At 66.2% G+C, this 17530-nt stretch carries 14 protein-coding genes, 1 tRNA gene and 1 CRISPR repeat array; of the genes, 11 read left to right on the top strand and 4 right to left on the bottom strand.

Features of this window, described 5'->3' with window-relative positions; genetic code table 11:
- Positions 1-43 precede the first annotated feature (43 nt).
- From ACLJRL_RS07115 to ACLJRL_RS07095, 5 genes are all read left to right on the top strand, one after another.
- Positions 44-970, top strand: a complete 927-nt coding sequence (locus ACLJRL_RS07115; RefSeq protein ID WP_410655261.1) for an ABC transporter permease — start codon at positions 44-46, stop codon at positions 968-970.
- The gene (locus ACLJRL_RS07110) at positions 963-1916 is read left to right on the top strand and encodes an ABC transporter permease (protein ID WP_410655260.1); all 954 of its coding nucleotides are present in this window, start codon (positions 963-965) and stop codon (positions 1914-1916) included. The genes ACLJRL_RS07115 and ACLJRL_RS07110 overlap by 8 nt, the downstream gene beginning before the upstream one ends.
- Positions 1917-1921: 5 nt before the next feature.
- The gene (locus ACLJRL_RS07105; protein WP_410655259.1) at positions 1922-2914 is read left to right on the top strand and encodes an ABC transporter ATP-binding protein; all 993 of its coding nucleotides are present in this window, start codon (positions 1922-1924) and stop codon (positions 2912-2914) included.
- Positions 2907-3905: an ABC transporter ATP-binding protein gene (locus tag ACLJRL_RS07100; protein WP_410655258.1), complete on the top strand. Its 999-nt coding sequence runs from the start codon at positions 2907-2909 to the stop codon at positions 3903-3905. The genes ACLJRL_RS07105 and ACLJRL_RS07100 overlap by 8 nt, the downstream gene beginning before the upstream one ends.
- 145 nt (positions 3906-4050) lie before the next feature.
- Positions 4051-5703 (top strand): S8 family serine peptidase, encoded by a 1653-nt coding sequence (locus tag ACLJRL_RS07095; protein ID WP_410655257.1) that lies wholly within the window; start codon positions 4051-4053, stop codon positions 5701-5703.
- A 103-nt stretch (positions 5704-5806) separates the two neighbouring features.
- Here ACLJRL_RS07095 and ACLJRL_RS07090 read toward each other — a convergent pair whose 3' ends face one another.
- Positions 5807-6628 (bottom strand): hypothetical protein, encoded by an 822-nt coding sequence (locus ACLJRL_RS07090; protein WP_410655256.1) that lies wholly within the window; start codon positions 6626-6628, stop codon positions 5807-5809.
- Positions 6629-6898: 270 nt separating this feature from the next.
- Positions 6899-8398: a S10 family peptidase gene (locus tag ACLJRL_RS07085; protein ID WP_410655255.1), complete on the bottom strand. Its 1500-nt coding sequence runs from the start codon at positions 8396-8398 to the stop codon at positions 6899-6901.
- 28 nt (positions 8399-8426) lie between these two features.
- Here ACLJRL_RS07085 and ACLJRL_RS07080 point away from each other — a divergent pair, with 28 nt between their 5' ends.
- The 5 genes from ACLJRL_RS07080 to ACLJRL_RS07060 all read left to right on the top strand — a co-directional run bounded on the left by ACLJRL_RS07080 (position 8427) and on the right by ACLJRL_RS07060 (position 11905).
- Complete coding sequence (locus tag ACLJRL_RS07080) at positions 8427-9110, top strand: endonuclease V (RefSeq protein WP_410655254.1); 684 nt, start codon at positions 8427-8429, stop codon at positions 9108-9110.
- On the top strand, positions 9107-9799 hold the full coding sequence (locus ACLJRL_RS07075) for a uracil-DNA glycosylase (RefSeq protein ID WP_410655253.1): 693 nt from the start codon (positions 9107-9109) through the stop codon (positions 9797-9799). The genes ACLJRL_RS07080 and ACLJRL_RS07075 overlap by 4 nt, the downstream gene beginning before the upstream one ends.
- Positions 9800-9883: 84 nt before the next feature.
- Positions 9884-11212: an NAD(P)/FAD-dependent oxidoreductase gene (locus tag ACLJRL_RS07070; RefSeq protein ID WP_410655252.1), complete on the top strand. Its 1329-nt coding sequence runs from the start codon at positions 9884-9886 to the stop codon at positions 11210-11212.
- 77 nt (positions 11213-11289) lie between these two features.
- Positions 11290-11790 (top strand): DUF4231 domain-containing protein, encoded by a 501-nt coding sequence (locus ACLJRL_RS07065; protein ID WP_410655251.1) that lies wholly within the window; start codon positions 11290-11292, stop codon positions 11788-11790.
- A gap of 38 nt (positions 11791-11828) precedes the next feature.
- Positions 11829-11905 (top strand) — tRNA-Leu (locus ACLJRL_RS07060).
- A 366-nt stretch (positions 11906-12271) separates the two neighbouring features.
- Here ACLJRL_RS07060 and ACLJRL_RS07055 read toward each other — a convergent pair.
- Entirely contained in the window at positions 12272-13117 is an 846-nt protein-coding gene (locus ACLJRL_RS07055) for a hypothetical protein (protein WP_410655250.1), read from the bottom strand.
- Positions 13118-13559: 442 nt separating this feature from the next.
- Positions 13560-13724, bottom strand: a complete 165-nt coding sequence (locus tag ACLJRL_RS07050; protein WP_410655249.1) for a YegP family protein — start codon at positions 13722-13724, stop codon at positions 13560-13562.
- A gap of 836 nt (positions 13725-14560) precedes the next feature.
- Here ACLJRL_RS07050 and ACLJRL_RS07045 point away from each other — a divergent pair.
- Positions 14561-15292, top strand: a complete 732-nt coding sequence (locus ACLJRL_RS07045) for a hypothetical protein (protein WP_410655248.1) — start codon at positions 14561-14563, stop codon at positions 15290-15292.
- 136 nt (positions 15293-15428) lie between these two features.
- Positions 15429-17163: direct repeats of the CRISPR family, unit length 28 nt; unit sequence GGACCAGCCCCGCTCGCGCGGGGAGAAC.
- Positions 17164-17530: the final 367 nt, after the last annotated feature.

Genomic DNA, 17530 nt, shown 5'->3' with positions numbered 1-17530 from the left:
GGCCCCCCGGCTCCCACCACGCGATCTCCAGGACGGCACGCCCATGCCTCAATACATCCTTCGTCGTCTACTCCAGCTCATCCCGGTCTTCTTCGGCACCACTTTCCTCATCTACGCCCTCGTGTGGGCCGTGCCCGGCGATCCGTTCGCCGGCAAATGCGGGCAGGTCGCCTGCCCGCCGGCCTACATCGAGATGATGACCGCGAAGTTCAACCTCGATGACTCGATCTTCGTCCAGTACTTCAAATACCTCGGCAACCTGTTCACCGGTGACTGGGGCGAGACCTTCAACGGTGTCTCGGTCGGCGAGCTGATCGGGAACGCCTATCCGGTGACCGTCCGGCTCGCGCTCATCGCGGTGGCCATCGAGGCGATCATCGGTCTGTCCGCAGGTATCCTGACCGGCCTGCGGGGCAAGGGATTCCTCGACAATCTCGTGCTGATGTCCACCACGTTCCTGATCTCGATCCCGGTGTTCGTCACCGCGATCGTGCTGCAGATCGTCCTGGGTTCGGAACTGGGCATCATCGACGCGAGCGTGTCCGAGGACGCCACGGTCGGCGAACTGATCGTTCCCGGCATAGCGCTGGGCAGCCTGTCCATGGCGTATATCGCCAGACTGACCAGGACGAGCATCGCCGAAAACCGGCACGCCGACTACGTCCGCACGGCCGTCGCGAAAGGACAGCCGCGCAGCCGCGTCGTCGGTGTGCATCTGCTCCGCAACTCGGTGATCCCGGTGCTGACCTTCATCGGCACCGACATCGGCGCGCTCATGGGCGGGGCCATCGTCACCGAAGGCGTGTTCAACATCAACGGCATCGGTGGCCTCATCTTCCGCGGCATCCAGAACCGGGAGGGCGCGACCGTCACCGGCGTCGTCGTCCTGCTGGTGGTGGTGTACCTGCTGGTGAGCCTCACCGTCGACCTGCTCTATGCCGTTCTCGACCCGAGGATCCGTTATGACTGACCCCAATGTGGCCGGTGGCGTGTCCTCTGTGGACGTCGCGGCCGCCGGAGTCGCCGACGATTCCGCGACGGCGCACAAGCCGCGCAGTCTCGGTGGCGACGCCTGGCGGCAGTTGCGCCGCAAGCCGTCCTTCCTCATTTCCGGCGCCATCATCCTGCTCGTCGTGCTCATCGCGATCGCGCCGGACCTGTTCAGCTCACGTTCGGCAGGTTTCAGCGATCTGGCGCACGCCAACGAAGGCCCGTCCGCGGACGCCTGGTTCGGTTATGACAACCAGGGTTACGACGTCTACGCGCGGACCATCCACGGCGCGCGGGCGTCCTTGCTGGTCGGTGTGCTCGCGACCTTGCTGACCGTGGTGTTCGGTTCGATGATCGGGATCATCGCCGGGTACTACGGCCGTCTCGTCGACAGCCTGTTCTCCCGGGTCGGCGACATCTTCGCGGCGCTGCCGTTCGTGCTCGGCGCGATCGTCATCCTCACGACGTTCAACGCTCCCGGCACGAATCCCGGCGCGGTCACCATCATCGTGCAGGTCGTCATCTCGATCGCGGCGCTGAGCTGGCCGGTGGCGATGCGCATCATGCGGTCGGCGACGCTGGTGGCCAAGCAACTCGACTACGTCAAAGCCGCCCGGGGGCTCGGCGCGAGTACTCCGCGCATCGTGTTCCGGCATCTGTTGCCCAATACGGTCGCGCCGGTGCTGGTCTACGGGACCATCGCGCTCGGCGCCTTCATCGGCGCGGAAGCGACACTGGCCTACCTCGGCGTCGGTGTGCGGCCACCGGTCGTCTCGTGGGGCGTGATGATCAGCGACGCGCGGGACTACTTCCGGGTCATCCCGCACATGCTGTTGTTCCCCGCCGGCTTCGTCACCATCACCGTGCTCGCCTTCGTCATGCTCGGTGACGGGATCCGCGACGCGCTCGACCCGAAGGCCCGGTGATCGCCTTGACCGACGAATTGCTGCTGGAAGTGGAGAACCTCCACGTCGAGTTCCGTACCTCGGACGGTGTCGCGACCGTGCTCAACGGTGTCGACTACGCCGTGCACGCCGGGGAAACCCTTGCCGTGCTGGGAGAATCGGGGTCCGGCAAGAGCGTGACCGCGCAGACGGTGATGGGGATCCTCGACAGCCCGCCCGCCGTCGTCACCGGCGGCGCCGTCCGGTATCGCGGCGAGGATCTGCTCACCGCCACCGAAGAGCGGCGGCGAGAGATCCGGGGCGGGGAGATCGCGATGATCTTCCAGGACGCGCTTTCCGCGCTGAACCCGGTCTTCACCGTGGGTTTCCAGATCGAGGAACAACTGACCGTCCGGCTCGGGATGTCCAAAAAGGACGCCCGTAAGCGCGCGATCGAACTGCTGGACATCGTCCGCATCCCGGCCGCCGCCCGGCGGATCCGCGAGTACCCGCACCAGTTCTCGGGCGGGATGCGGCAGCGCGCGATGATCGCGATGTCGCTCGCGCTCGACCCGGATCTGCTGATCGCGGACGAGCCGACGACCGCGCTGGACGTCACCGTGCAGGCCCAGATCATGGACCTGCTGGCGGAGATCCAGGCCGAACGGCGGATGGGGCTGGTCCTGATCACCCACGACCTGGCGGTGGTCGCCGAGGTCGCCGACCGGATCGCGGTGATGTACGCGGGCCGGATCGTCGAACAGGCCGACGTCACCGAGCTGTTCCGTTCGCCAGGGCATCCCTACACCCAGGCGTTGATGAATTCCTTGCCACGCCTGGATCTCAAAGGCCAGACGCTGGAGACGATCAAGGGGCTGCCGCCGAGCCTGCTGAACATCCCGCCTGGCTGCCCGTTCCATCCGCGCTGTGCCCGGGCGGAAAGCCGGTGCGAGTCCGAACGGCCTGCCCTGCACAGCCTCGGCTTCGGCCGGGTCAGTGCCTGTCACTTCGCCGACGAGGTGGTGAGCAGCCGTGCCTGAACCCATTCTGAGCGTCCAGGATCTGGTGAAGTACTTCCCGGTGCGGGCCGGTGTGCTCTTCAAGCGCACCATCGGTCACGTCAAGGCTGTCGACGGGGTGTCCTTCGATCTCATGCCCGGGGAAACCCTGGGCGTGGTGGGAGAATCCGGCTGCGGAAAGTCCACTTTGGCCCAAGTGCTGATGCGCCTCGAGGAGCCGACGGGCGGGCTCGCGACCTTCGAAGGCCGCGACATCTTCTCGATGCGCGGCGCCGAGCTGCGGAGACTGCGGCGCGAGATCCAGATCGTGCTCCAGGACCCGTACACGTCGCTGAATCCGAGGATGACCGTCGGCGACATCATCGGCGAGCCCTTCGAGATCCACACCGACGTGGCGCCGAAGGGATCCCGGGCGGCGAAGGTGCGGGAGCTGCTCGACGTCGTCGGGCTCAACCCCGAGCACATCAACCGCTATCCGCACCAGTTCTCCGGCGGGCAGCGCCAGCGCATCGGGATCGCGCGGGCGCTGGCCCTGCGGCCGAAGGTCATCATCTGCGACGAACCGGTTTCGGCGCTGGACGTTTCGATCCAGGCCCAGGTGATGAACCTGCTCGGTGAACTGCAGAAGGAATTCGGCCTTTCCTACGTGTTCATCGCACACGATCTTTCGGTGGTTCGTCACCTTTCCACCCGGGTCGCGGTGATGTATCTCGGCAAGATCGTGGAAATGGGGACGGAAGAGGAGATCTACGAGCATCCGTCGCATCCCTACACGCAGGCGCTGCTGTCCGCGGTGCCCGTCGCGGATCCGGCGTTGCGTGGGCAGCGTCAGGTGATTCGCCTCGAAGGGGACGTGCCGAGTCCGCTGGATCCGCCGTCCGGCTGCCGATTCCGTACGCGGTGCTGGAAGGCCCAGGACATTTGCGCGGACCAGGAACCCGAACTGGTCGTCCGGACCGGTGGGCATTTGTCCGCCTGTCATTTCGCCGAGGAAAAGACGGTCGTCCCCTGACTTTCGTCTGGACTTCATTGATAAGCATCGATCGCCGGCGTAGTTTGCACGAACCGTTTTCTTCAGGAGGCGAGAAGTGAAAAGACCCAGATCTCTTGTGATCGCACTGTCGGTACCGCTGTTCAGTGCAATCGTCGCCACCCCCATGGCTTCCGCGCAGCCACAGCTTTCCGGGGCGACGACCGAATTCTCCGTGCTGGCCCGTGAAGGACAAAGCGTGTCCTCGGTGGAGCGCGCCGTTCGCGCCGCCGGCGGCACCGTCGTGGCCAGCAACGCCGCGGTCGGCCTGATCACCGCGACCGCTCCCGCTCACGGTTTCGCCGAGCGGGTCTCCGCGGACCGTTCGGTTTTCGGTGCCGCGAAGGCGAAGCCGATCGGCACCGCGCCGAAGGACGCCAAGACGAAGGTCAAGCCGAACGTCGTCGAGAAGGAGAGCCGCGGCGCCGCGAAGGCCAAGAAGCCGGCGCAGCCGAAGGCCGTGGGCCTCGATCCGCTCGACGATCAGCTCTGGGGCCTCAAGTCCGTGCGTTCGGACCTTTCGCGCACCGTTCAGCCCGGTGACAAGCGGGTGAAGGTCGGCGTCATCGACACCGGCGTCGACGCGAGCCACCCGGACATCGCGCCGAACTTCGACCGCGCCACGTCACGCAACTTCACCAAGGACATCGTCGCCGACGTGAACGGCGAGCCCGTCGATGGACCGTGTGAATACCGCGGCTGTGTCGACCCGTCCGACGTCGACGACAACGGCCACGGCACGCACGTCGCCGGCACCATCGGCGCCGCCGCGAACGGCTTCGGCGTCTCGGGCGTCGCGCCGAACGTGTCGCTGGTGAACCTCCGCGCCGGACAGGACTCGGGCTTCTTCTTCCTGCAGCCGACCGTGGACGCGATCACCTACGCCGGCGACGCCGGTGTGGACGTCGTCAACATGAGCTTCTACACCGACCCGTGGCTCTACAACTGCGCCTCGAACGCCGCCGACACGCCCGCGCAGCAGGCCGAGCAGCGGACCATCATCGAGGCGACGACGCGCGCGCTGAACTACGCGCACCGCAAGGGTGTCTCTCAGGTCGTCTCGCTGGGCAACCAGCACACCGACCTCGGCGCCCCGCAGCCGGACGCGACGAGCCCGGACTATCCGTCGAACAGCGCGCACCCGCGGCAGATCGACAACGCGAGCTGCCTCTCACTGCCCGTCGAGGGCCCGCACACGATCGGCGTCTCGGCTTTCGGGCCGTCGCAGGCGAAGGCGGACTACTCGAACTACGGCGTCGAGCAGATCTCGGTCTCCGCACCCGGCGGATACTTCCGTGACTACTTCGGCACCCCGTGGTTCCGCACGGTCGAGAATCAGATCCTCTCGACGTACCCGCGGAACGTCGGCGTCGCGGAAGGCAACATCGACGCCGCCGGGAATATCACCCCGGCCGGTGTCACCGCCGGCGTCCAGAAGGCGACCGCCGCCGACGGCCGTGTCGGCTACTACCAGTGGCTGCAGGGAACGTCGATGGCGTCGCCGCACGCCACCGGTGTCGCCGCGCTGATCGTCTCGCAGTACGGCAAGGGTTCGCGTGACTTCGGGATGAACCCGGACGCGGTGCAGCGGGTGCTCGAGGGCACGGCGTCCGAGATCGCCTGCCCGGTGCCGCGGACCGTGGACTACCTCGACGAAGGCCGGGACGCGTCGTTCACCGCCACCTGCACCGGTGACGCTTCGTTCAACGGCTTCTACGGCCACGGTGCCGTCGACGCCTGGTCGGCCGTGAAGCACGGCGCACAGTACGTGCGAGGCTGACCCACACCCCAACCCGCGTGAAGTGTCCTGTTTAGTGCTATGAACGGCCCGTTCCTTGCAAATTTTGCAAGGAACGGGCCGTTCATAGCATCGGAACCCTGGGTCAGGCCGCTCGTTCGCTGCTGCCGCCCATCGAGACGTTCGGCCGCGGGCGTTGTGCAGCGGCCTCAGCGGCGGCACGAAGCTCGGCGATGACCTTGTCAGGCTCATCGCGTATCCGGGATGGCAGTGTCTGCACGACGCAGATCCCGGCAGCCGCATACCGATTATTGCGATGGAGCGTTCTTCGGAATGCGTCTCTGCCGAAATGGTGCGCGTATGAGTCGACCTCCCACGCCATGGCGAGCTCGTCACACCACGAGTCGGGCTTGCCTACGTAGTTGCCGTGAGCATCGTAGATCTTGACGTTCCGCTCGGCTGGAGGCAATCCCGCACGGTTCCAGATCTCTATGGCGGCCGCTTCGGGTACGGACTTGACATCGGCTTCGAGTTCTCGAATAACGGCACGGGGAAGTGCAGTACCCCGGCGGCTGCCTGACTCGAGTTCGGCGCTCAGCTCGCCGACTGAGCACAAGCCCGTTTCGACGGACTCGATCAGCAGAGCGCGTACCGGTTCGACCTCACGTATGCGTCTCACCCCGTCCAGGACAGCGCGTGCTGGAACGGCCAGCGGGACTCCTTCGAGCACGCGACGTTCGGGCATGTCGATTGTTCTTTCGACGATTGTGAACTTGGCGCTTCGGATGTGTCCCGGTTCGGGGATGAGAATGTGGACCGTGCCGTGTGGGTCGACTTGCCGCAGGCCGTAGCGACGCGCAGCCTCGAATCCTGTGACGACGCCCCGGCCCGCGGTGTGCATGAGTGCGGCTTCGACCCGGTGCCTCGCGGTCGGCCGTTCCTTCGACAGAAGGACGATGCCCGGCAACAGGTGAGTCCACCTGCCGCCAGGCTGGCATCTTCGGTACGACGTGCTTTGTGGCACCCCGAGTTCCTCCAGGGTTGCCACCCGTATCACGCCATGTCGGCTGTGTTGACGAAGGTATGAGTCTGCGAGTGGAGCTCTAGATAGGTACATGCCACCACGGTGGCCCGCAGGTCCGACAAAACTCGGCACCAGCGTGCTATGAACGGGCCTTTCCTTGCAAAATTTGCAAGGAAAGGCCCGTTCATAGCATCCCGGCTGGGTGGTCGCGAGCTACTTCCCGGGCGAAGCGGCCTTGATGAACTTCGCCAGGTCCTTCGATTGCTGCACCCGCGACTCCTCGTGCACGTACATCATGTGCCCGGCCGGGTAGTACGCCGTGTCGATGTTCTCCCGCAGTTCCTCGGGGATCTCCAGCCGCGCAAGGACGTGCTCCGAAGCGAAGTAGGGCGTCGCGCCGTCGTAATGACCGAAGGCGACGTGGACCCGCAGGTGCGGGTTCGCCCGCATGGCCGAGGCGAGTGAGTCCACAGAGGACACCGAGCGGCCCTCGAAGTCGGAGTACGACCAGGCCTTGAACACGTCCATCGAGAGGACTTCGTAAGGCAGGTCGTTCTCGTAACCCAGTTCCGCGCGCACGTAGTGGTTCAGTCCGGCTGCGTAGGCGCCGATGATCCGCGAGATCGACGGGTCGTCGCTCATGTGCTCGCGGCCGCCGTCCGGTTCCCAGGTGGTGAACCGGCCGTCCATCCGGCCGACGGCGAGGCCCTTGTCCCGGAGCAGTTCCGTGAAGTAGCGGACGTGCTCGATCCGCAGGTTCACCCGGTCCACATAGGACTCGCTCAATCCCGTCAAGGAAGCGAGTGTCGCCACGACTTCGGCGCGATCCTGTGTGGACAGACGCGCGCCGCGCGCGAGGGCCCAGGGGAGTTCCTTGGCGGCGAAGTCCTCGGCGTCCGCGAGGACGTCGTCGAGCGGGCGATCGCCGTGGAGGCCGTGGTAGTGCGCGATAGCGGCGTACGTCGGCACGTAGAGCGTGTACGGCAGGTCGTTGCCCTCGGTGAACCGCAGCGTGCCCAGGTCCAGGACCGACGAGATCAGCAGCAGCCCGTTCAGGTACATCCCGTGGCGTTCCTGCAGATGCGCCGCGAGCCCGGCCGCGCGGAGCGTGCCGTACGACTCGCCCGCCAGGAACTTCGGCGAAAGCCAGCGCTGCTTGCGGGAAACCCAGAGCCGGATGACCTCGCCGATCGACTCGATGTCGGCCGTGAACCCGTGGTAATCCTTGGCCTGCTCGCCGTCCACGGCACGCGAATAGCCGGTCGACACCGGGTCGATGAACACCAGGTCACTTTGCAGGAGCAGGGTTTCCTGGTTGTCGGTCAGCCCATAGGGCGGCGCGACCGGGTCGTCGACGTCGCCGGACAGCACTCGGCGCGGGCCGAGCAGGCCCATGTGCAGCCAGATGCTCGCCGAGCCGGGCCCGCCGTTGAACGCGAACGTGACCGGGCGTGTACCGGGCTCCGCGTCATCGAGCGTGTAGGAGGTCACGAACACTTCGGCCTTGGCCTTGTGGCCTTCGGACTTGCCGTCGGTGATGACCTCCTTCCGCAGGACGATCCGACCGGTCTGAGCCGTGTAGGCGAGTTTGCGCCGCTTGAGCGTCAGCGTGTGGTTCGTCGTGACCAGGTCGTCGATCGGGTCGACCTTGGTTTCCGCCGCGGTGGTGTCCTTCTCGGCGGCGGTGTCCTCATCGGGTTTGGTGTCCGGCATGGTTCCAACCTACTGGCAGTCTGTACGGGTGGACATCGTCGCTGCACAAGATCGCCCGAACACGGCCGCCGAGGCGATCGGAATCCAGGAAAGCCTGCGTGGCCTGGTCGATCTCGAGGATCGCTGTCCACAAGAGATCGTCACGGTCACCGGACTGGACGTCGCTTACGACGAGGCCAGTGGTCTGATCGCCGCCGCCGCGGTCACCCTTGACGCGGATTTCCGCGTGGTGGAAGAGCGAACCGTGGTTTCCGAGGTTTCGTTCCCCTATGAACCGGGGCTTTTCGCCTTCCGAGAGCTGCCGTTGCTGCTCGAAGCCCTGCGCGCGCTCGAGCACACGCCGGACCTCCTGGTCTGCGACGGGCACGGCCTGGCCCACCCGCGCCGGTTCGGGCTGGCGTGCCACGTCGGGGTCGTGACCGGTGTGCCGACCCTCGGTGTCGGCAAGACCCGGTTCATCGGTGAGCACGGCGAACCCGGACGAGAGCGTGGCGCCCGAGAGCCCCTGTTGGACGGCGGCGAGGTCGTCGGCATGGTCCTGCGCACCCAGGACGCGGTGAAGCCCGTTTACGTGTCCGTCGGCCACAAGATCTCCCTGGACAACGCCTGCCGCCAGGTGCTGCGGCTGTGCCCCGCGTTCCGGCAGCCGGAGACGACCCGGCACGCCGATCGCCTAGCTCGCGACGCGTTGAAGGAGGCGATCGCCGCGTGAAGTTCCACTCGCTCGCCGAACTCGACGCCGAGGTCGTCGGCTGCCGCGCCTGCCCCCGGCTGGTCGCGTGGCGTGAGGAGATCGCCGTGGTCAAACGCGCGGCCTTCGCCGGCGACACCTATTGGGCCAGGCCCGTGCCCGGATTCGGCCCGCCGGACGCGTCGCTGGCGATAGTCGGCCTCGCCCCGTCGGCACATGGCGCGAACCGGACCGGCCGGATGTTCACCGGTGACCCGTCCGGTGACGTTCTCTTCAGGGCGCTTCACCGGGTCGGTGTGGCTTCGCAGCCGACGTCGACCCGGATCGGTGACGGCCTCGAACTGCGGGGGACACGGCTCGTGTCCCCGGTCCGCTGCGCCCCGCCGGCTAACAAGCCGACTCCTGAGGAGCGGGACACGTGCCGCTCCTGGCTCGCGGCCGAGCTCGCGTTGCTGAGACCGACCCTGAAAGCGGTCGTCGTGCTCGGTGCGTTCGGCTGGCAGGCGCTGCTGCCGGTCCTGGCGGAGGCCGGCTGGCCGGTGCCCACGCCACGCCCGAAATTCGGCCACGGGGCGGAAGTCGCGCTCGGGGACCTGCGGCTTTTCGGCTGCTACCACGTGTCGCAGCGCAATGTCCAGACCGGCAGGCTGACGCTGGACATGGTGTGCGACGTCCTGGCCTCCGCGACGTCCGTGGCGGGCCTGAACTGAATCGGTGCGGAAACCGTGGCGACGCTGGTCACAGCGAGATGGGGTACACGAGCGATCTCAGCTCATGGGTGCGACTATAGGAATATGGCTGGTGTTAAGTCGGAACCGACACGGATCCTCGTCCTTGGTGGTGGGTACGTCGGGCTCTACACGGCGTACGGGCTTCAGAAGATGCTCCGGGCCAACGAAGCGTCCGTGACGGTCGTTGACCCGCAGCCGCACATGACCTATGCCCCCTTCCTGCCCGAGGCGGCGGCCGGTGCGATCGAACCGCGGCACGTGGTCGTGCCGCTGCGGCGCGTGCTCAAGCGCTGCCACGTGCTCACCGCACGTGTGACGAAGATCGAGCACGAGCGCAAGGCCGTGACGGTCGAAGCCGCCGACGGGCACGTCGAGCAGCTGAACTACGACGTCCTCGTGGTCGCGCTCGGCGCCGTCGCCCGGATCCTGCCGATCCCGGGCCTGGTCGAAGAGGGCATCGCCTTCAAGACCATCGGCGAGGCGATCTACCTGCGCAACCACGTCATGACGAAGCTGGACGAGGCCGCCAGCACGCTCGACCCCGAGCAGCGCAAGCGCCTGCTGACGTTCACCGTCGTCGGGGGCGGGTTCGCCGGCATCGAAGCGCTCGCCGAGCTCGAGGACATGACCCGGTTCGCGGTGGAGAACTACTACCCGAACCTCAAGGTCGAGGACATCCGCTGGGTGCTCGTCGAGGCGGCCGGGCGGATCCTCCCCGAGGTGCGCGAGACGCTCGGTGTCTACACGGTCGAGCAGCTCGAGAAGCGCGGCATCGAAGTCTATTTGTCGACAGCGGCGAAGTCGTTCGAAAAGGGCCACGTCGTGCTCTCGGACGGCACCGAGTTCGACACCGACACGATCATCTGGACCGCCGGCGTGAAGGCGAACCCGGTGCTCGGCAGCTCGGACCTGCCGCTGGACAAGCGCGGCCGCGTCGAGGCCACCGCCGCGATGCAGGTCGTCGGCCACCCCGACGTCTGGACCGCCGGTGACAACGCCGCCGTGCCGGACCTCTCGCGGACCGAGCAGGACCCGACCGCGACCTGCCCGCCGAACGCGCAGCACGCCGTTCGCCAGGCACGTCTGCTGTCGAAGAACATCATCAAGGTGATCCGCGGCGGCAAGCCGAAGGACTACTACCACAAGAACCTGGGTGCGGTGGCCAGCCTCGGCCTGCACAAGGGTGTCGCCGACGCGCTGAACCTGAAGATCAAGGGCTTCCCGGCCTGGCTCTTCCACCGCGCGTACCACCTCAAGGCGATGCCGACGTGGAACCGCAAGATCCGCATCCTGTTCGACTGGATGCTCGGTGGCCTGTTCCGGCGCGAGGTCATCTCGCTCGGTCAGATCAACAACCCGCGCGAGGAGTTCGACCGGTTGTCGAAGTCCTGAGTTCGTAGCTCCGTGAAGGCCTCCTTCCCTACCTTGAGCGTAGGGAAGGAGGCCTTCACGGCGTTTAAGGTGTGCGGGTGCAGGCATTCCGGAAGCTGAAGCCGCCCATCCAGTCCGCTCTCCCCAAACCCGGGCTGAGTCCGCTCGAACTCGCGAACGATCTCGTGGCGAGGATCGAACAGGGCACGAAGTACGCGCGGATCCGCAAACGCCGTTTCCGCACCAGGTCAGTCGTCCTGAGGATCCTGGCGCTGGTCCTGTCCGCTACCTCCACGATCATCCTCGGTCTGCAGAACCTGAATCCCTGGACCGGGACCGCGTTCGCACTGGTCGCCGTCGTGACCGTGGTGAACGTGCTCGAACCCTTCTTCGCCTGGCGCTCCCTGTGGGTGCTGATGGAGGAAGGCCAGTACAAGTTCTACCGGCTGCGCGACGAGCTGACCTACTACATCGCTTCGACCCCGGCGGAAGAGCTGGATCAGGCCGTCCTGCGCGAGAAGTTCGATGAGTACCAAGCCATCTGGGACCTCGTCGGAAACAGCTGGTTGAAGTATCGCCAAGCCGAGAAGGCGAACTAGGTCATCACCGGGTTGCGGCATCGCTTAGGCTGGCCCGTGCCCCGGTAGCCCAACTGGCAGAGGCAGTCGACTTAAAATCGACCCAGTGCGGGTTCGATCCCCGTCCGGGGCACCATCCGAGCAGGTCAGGGCTTTTTCTGATCTTGCTCGTCCTGACCGGCCCCCGGTTTACCCCCCGGAATTGGTCTGATCGTCGTTGAACCACATGCTTCCAGGGCGATCGCGCTGTCGCGGGAGACCATCGTCCTGTCCATGTAGACGTCTTGGGGGATCGAGGGCCGAGCTGATCGGCGATCTGCCGGGAACTGAGCCGCCCAGTGTGTCCGGGAGTACCGCGCTGGCCGGACAGCGCCCCGCTTCCTCCGCTAGGAGCCGACGTTCCCGAAGTGCCGACACCGCCCTTACTGCAGCCTTCGAATCCGCTTCGTGCCGTTCCAACCACCTACGTCGCTCAGTCGAGGGCTTCCCACCTTCGATTCGCTCAAGCTCTCGGACCGGGTTGGACCCCAGGCTCCTTGCCACTGTCTCCTCTGAGAGCGGCGTTAATCTCGGTCCCATAGGTGTCTGGGAGCCGCTGCGGGACGGCGCGCCGCCACTGCTGCCGGAAGGCGGCCGCTGTCGTGACGGCTGCGAGAACGGCGTAGAGCACCAGCCACCAGGTGAACTCCTCCGGCGATCGGTGGCTGAACAACGGGTCGATCAGAATAAATACCGTGTAAACGCCGGGCATGGCGTAAAGGAGGTCGTTGCTCCGCAGCACCGTATCGACCGCCGCCGACAAGGTGTCTTCGGCACGGACCCGGCGACTCAACGTTCCGACGAGGACTACGGCACAGCACATCGCGGCCCAGCCGAGTGCGACCAGCCAGCTCCAGGCATAGGTCTGTGCCGACGTGGTGAAGTACATGGCCACGGCCAGCGCCGCACCACCGACGAAGGTGATCAGCAACGAGGCCAGATACCAGCCACTCATGACCTTCAGGACCGACGGCCGTCCCGAACGCCGGTCCACGACAGGCAAGCCGCCAAGTTGCCGTTCGCGATGCCGAACGGACAACCAGGTCCCCAGCTGGATCGCGGCGAGAATAAAGTAAAAGTACCGGCTCTCGGTCATCTCTCCGCCCTGCACAGTGGGGAGCATCTGGAGGAGACCGAATGCGAGCGTCAGCGCTGCACCCGCTACTGCCGAGCCCGCGAGCCATGCCATCCTCGCCGGTGTATTGGCCGGCCGGCGGGCGCCGATCCGGACGCTGAGCAGCCTGCTCGGCGTCTCCACGTGCACACCGAAATGGCGTAACCATGCCCGCGCGGCGTCGACCTCCGCCACGGTCGGTTCCGCCGCCAGTCATCGCCCCGATAGATCATCATTTTCCCCTCGCTCGCCCACCCTGTGTACGTGCGACACTGTGCCGAGGTTGCCTCAGCGGTAGGAAGTGATCCGCCGGACGGGCAGGTCTCCGAGATTGCCAGCGTAGGCACGCGAGTTACGTCCGTGGGTGGCCAGGCGGCATCCCGTCGACCTCCCGGAGGGGATAATCACGCCTTGTCAAGGGGGCGACTCTGGCGGCAGGTTCTGACGGCAGGACGGGCCCCTTAACACGGCGTGATCGGGCTACGCCAGGTCGACAAGATGCCGAAACGCGACTCATTTGATGGTCAGAGGCGAAGCCCCCGAATAGGGGGTGTACCTCCGCGTAGCACGGGGATATCTTGCAAGGGCCCCGCAGTCCGAGGTGTTGGTAGCACTTCGGAATGCGGGGCTTTGTCCATTACTGGGTGATCGTTCCGCCGCTAGCCTGGTTGATGATCAGCTGTGCTGCATGAACCGCGTCGCTCTTGTTGTGGTAGCGCTCACTGGTCGCCAGCACATTGCCATTGGTGGCAATGATGTTGAAGTACCACTGATAGCCGCTTGCGATGATCTTGAATTTCAACGTGTTCTCCAGCTTCGATCTTGTTCACGCATCGTGATCGGTGCGCATAGGTCAGCTTGACCTGGCGATACCCTTCCGCGCAAGCGGCATGAACAACCGAGGCACAACATGTAGGGCAGTTGAGCATCTTGATCATCTATATATAGGCGCTCTAATGAGTGATATTCCGCCGACTACTGCCTCGTATGGTATGCGCGTGGCTACGCAGGGCCGAACTTCAACGCTGTCATATGCTTACCCTAAGCTAAATTTTGCAAACAGATGTTCGGCGCGAAAGTTCACTCTTTGGGGTTTGGTCAAATTGTGGTCGCGCAACGAGTAAACTCCGGCCGGGTCCGGTCGCATGGAAGATCAAACCCCGTCTTCCCCCGGAAGATGGACGTCAGCGGGTGATGATCAATGAGTGGCGGTGCTCGTTAAAGTTTCGAACCGGGCAAGGTCATGCGCGGAACGGCAGGGAATGACGAGTATCGATAACTGCCGCTCCTAAATCGACCCAGTGTGGGTTCGATCCCCGTCCGGGGCACGTACAGCATCCACACAGCGCTCAGGCGCTCGTGAGCTGCTGCTTGGCGCGACCGTTGGGATTGCGCGGCGACGCCGTAGGTCAGGCGATGCCTGATGACTTTGCAAGATCATGTAGTGCTCTCCTGGTGGCGTGCGGCGCTCGCGAGTGTGGCGCTGAGGCGGCTCCAGTGCTCGATGTCCGGATGGTGTGGGTGCGTGCCCTCGGCAGGGCTAGCAAAGGATGGGAACGGGGCTGACCAGGGACTCTTCAGCGGCACGTTGGTGATTGAGGCGAGCTTGGAGCTTTCGGGCTCAGGTGGGAGCCCGTCATGAGTACCAACTCACAGGCTGTAGCTCGGTTTGTCACGGTCATGATGGGGCTGGTCATTGGTCTCACGTTCCTGTTTGGGTTCGGGAACGTGTTGAATCTGGCGCTGAAGCTGCAGGTGCCGGTGTTCGTGGCGCCGCTGGTCGCGCCAGCTGTTGACTTAACGGTGCTGGGGTTGCTCGTCGGTACGCGTCACCTGGCCCTGTCCGGGGCCAGCGATGACGTGTTGCGGCCAGCGCGACGCCTGCTGCTGGCGGCGAGCGCCGTGACTCTGCTGCTGAACGTCGCTGACCCGGTATGCGCTGGTCAATGGGGTAAGGCAGCGTTCGACGCGGTCGGCCCGCTCCTGTTGATCGGATGGGCCGAGGCTGGCCCTGGCCTGCTTCGTGCGCTGAGTGCTGCAAACACAGAACTCGGATCAGTACAGCTATCCACCTCCTCGTCAGCAGAGCCGAAGGGGGGCGGCGTCGAACAGGCAGCGCGGTACTCGACGCTGAGTGATGAACGGGTACGAGTGGTGTCCCGTCGGATCGCTGATCTTGACGGGGAACTCGTGGAGCGGGCTCGACGCGCGGACGTCGAACACTGGCGACGCCACCAGCGCCCGATCTCCGCGGAGACACTTCGGAAGCAACTTCGGGTCGGCGCGAGGACGTCGCGGGCTCTGGTAGCTGTGGTTCGTCCAGAGAATGCTCCGGACAGCACGACCAACCCAGAGCAAGAGGTGGCCTAGTCCCTTCCTGTCGCATATAGGCTTTCTGCCTTGGTGCGCCAAGGCGTTCCGGACCTGCCGAAGCCGCTGCTGGCGGAGGTGAAGACGCCACCAAGAACGGCGAGGGGGCGCGTTGGACCAGTCTGCTCGGGGGCCTGGACCAGCCCCGCTCGCGCGGGGAGAACCGAGCGCACCGGCGATCCACTGCGACTTAGCCCGGACCAGCCCCGCTCGCGCGGGGAGAACGCTACGAAATCCACGTGATCGACACCTTGTCCGGGACCAGCCCCGCTCGCGCGGGGAGAACTAAACCCGCTCAGTCATCTGGTACCAGGTCTCAGGACCAGCCCCGCTCGCGCGGGGAGAACGCGGTCCGGACGGCGCGATACAGCGCAGCCCCGGGACCAGCCCCGCCCGCGCGGGGAGAACGTTGTCACCAAGGCCATGGTCGACGGCGTGCCGGGACCAGCCCCGCTCGCGCGGGGAGAACCGCAGGAGGCTCAGCAACTCCGAGGTGTTCCCGGGACCAGCCCCACTCGCGCGGGGAGAACCGATCCCGAGGACCCGTGCCAGGACATCCGGTGGGACCAGCCCCGCTCGCGCGGGGAGAACCACCCTCTCTATCGGGCGCCCGAGGGTGTCGAGGGACCAGCCCCGCTCGCGCGGGGAGAACACGTACTTCGGCGAGCCGTGGGACGCACCGGCGGGACCAGCCCCGCTCGCGCGGGGAGAACACAACCCACATCACGAGGAACAAGACGGCGGCCGGACCAGCCCCGCTCGCGCGGGGAGAACCCCGTCCCGGAACGGGAAGAGGACGACTCGAACGGACCAGCCCCGCTCGCGCGGGGAGAACGGCGAGTTGGCGTGAGCCGAGACGACGCCGGCGGGACCAGCCCCGCTCGTGCGGGGAGAACGGACTGTGCGTCGTACAGCGCGAACGTGTCCTCGGACCAGCCCCGCTCGTGCGGGGAGAACCCAATATCAGCCATGCCTTGAAGCCTGGCACAGGGACCAGCCCCGCTCGTGCGGGGAGAACTTCGCCCGCCGACGACAGGTCGGCTCTCCCGACGGACCAGCCCCGCTCGTGCGGGGAGAACCCCCAGTGCCGCGTTCGCCTCGGTCTGGGTCTGGGACCAGCCCCGCTCGCGCGGGGAGAACTACGTGGGCCGTCCGACGCTCTACGGAACCCAGGACCAACCCCGCTCGCGCGGGGAGAACGTCGAGCACGAGGGGGCGCTCATGATCGAGCACGGACCAGCCCCGCTCGCGCGGGGAGAACGGGACCATGTGCGGCAGCACGACCACGCTCGGGGGACCAGCCCCGCTCGCGCGGGGAGAACGACGGCCGGATCTACGCGGTCGACGGGCAGCAGGGAACAGCCCCGCTCGCGCGGGGAGAACGCGATGACGTGCGCGGGGATCTGGACCATGAACGGACCAGCCCCGCTCGCGCGGGGAGAACCGGCGGGTGGTGCCGATGGCGCTGCAGTCGCGGGGACCAGCCCCGCTCGCGCGGGGAGAACAAGCTGAAGACGGCACGGCAATACGAGCGGATCGGACCAGCCCCGCTCGCGCGGGGAGAATGACGGTCTCGATGGGGAGTTCACCCTGCTCGACGGATCAGCCCCGCTTGCGCGGGGAAAACTGGCCGACACCCGGCGAGCAGCACGGGCAGTTCGGACCAGCCCCGCTTGCTCGGGGAGAACGTCTCGATGGCGGCGACGATCGCCTGCTGCCGGGGACCAGCCCCGCTTGGCCGAGGAGAACGGTGAACGTGCCGCCCTCGTCGACGACCTCGCCGGACCAGCCCCGCTTGCGCGGGGAGAACGGGTAGCCGTTCACCCAGCTCCGCAGAGGGTAGGGACCAGCCCCGCTTGCGCGGGGAGAACTTGCACAAACTCCAGCCGTGTCTGCGTCGAGGTTCAGCGTCGCCTGTTTCAGGCCGGTTATCCTTGCCTGCAGCCACTCACCGGCGCCGTACCCTTCGGTGGCGACATCGCCACCGCGGAGCTCTATGTCGCTGGCGGCGCCGTGCTGCCGCCCGCGGACCGTGCGGCCGCTGTCTTCGCTGAGGCGTTCGCGCGGCTGATCCGGCTGGCCCCCAGTCCTGCCGAGGTGTCCGCGCTCGCCCCGGCACCATCGTGGGCGGCCTGGAACCACGCCGGGGACGGTCTGTGGCCGCGCTCGGAGAACTCCGATGTCGACCTCGATGAGGTGTCGGGCGCGGATTGGATTGACGAAGCCGGGCGTCGTGGC

This window comes from Amycolatopsis sp. lyj-112 (genome assembly GCF_046549055.1).
GTDB lineage: Bacteria > Actinomycetota > Actinomycetes > Mycobacteriales > Pseudonocardiaceae > Amycolatopsis.
This window is presented reverse-complemented; position numbering and strand designations above follow the sequence as displayed.

Excerpts from the sequence above, each read along its gene's own strand:
- ACLJRL_RS07045 (WP_410655248.1), top strand. The coding sequence starts at position 14,561 with ATGAGTACCAACTCACAGGCTGTAGCTCGGTTTGTCACGGTCATGATG.
- ACLJRL_RS07095 (WP_410655257.1), top strand. The coding sequence starts at position 4,051 with ATGGCTTCCGCGCAGCCACAGCTTTCCGGGGCGACGACCGAATTCTCC.
- ACLJRL_RS07115 (WP_410655261.1), top strand. The coding sequence starts at position 44 with ATGCCTCAATACATCCTTCGTCGTCTACTCCAGCTCATCCCGGTCTTC.
- ACLJRL_RS07070 (WP_410655252.1), top strand. The coding sequence starts at position 9,884 with ATGGCTGGTGTTAAGTCGGAACCGACACGGATCCTCGTCCTTGGTGGT.
- ACLJRL_RS07085 (WP_410655255.1), bottom strand. The coding sequence starts at position 8,398 with ATGCCGGACACCAAACCCGATGAGGACACCGCCGCCGAGAAGGACACC.
- ACLJRL_RS07110 (WP_410655260.1), top strand. The coding sequence starts at position 963 with ATGACTGACCCCAATGTGGCCGGTGGCGTGTCCTCTGTGGACGTCGCG.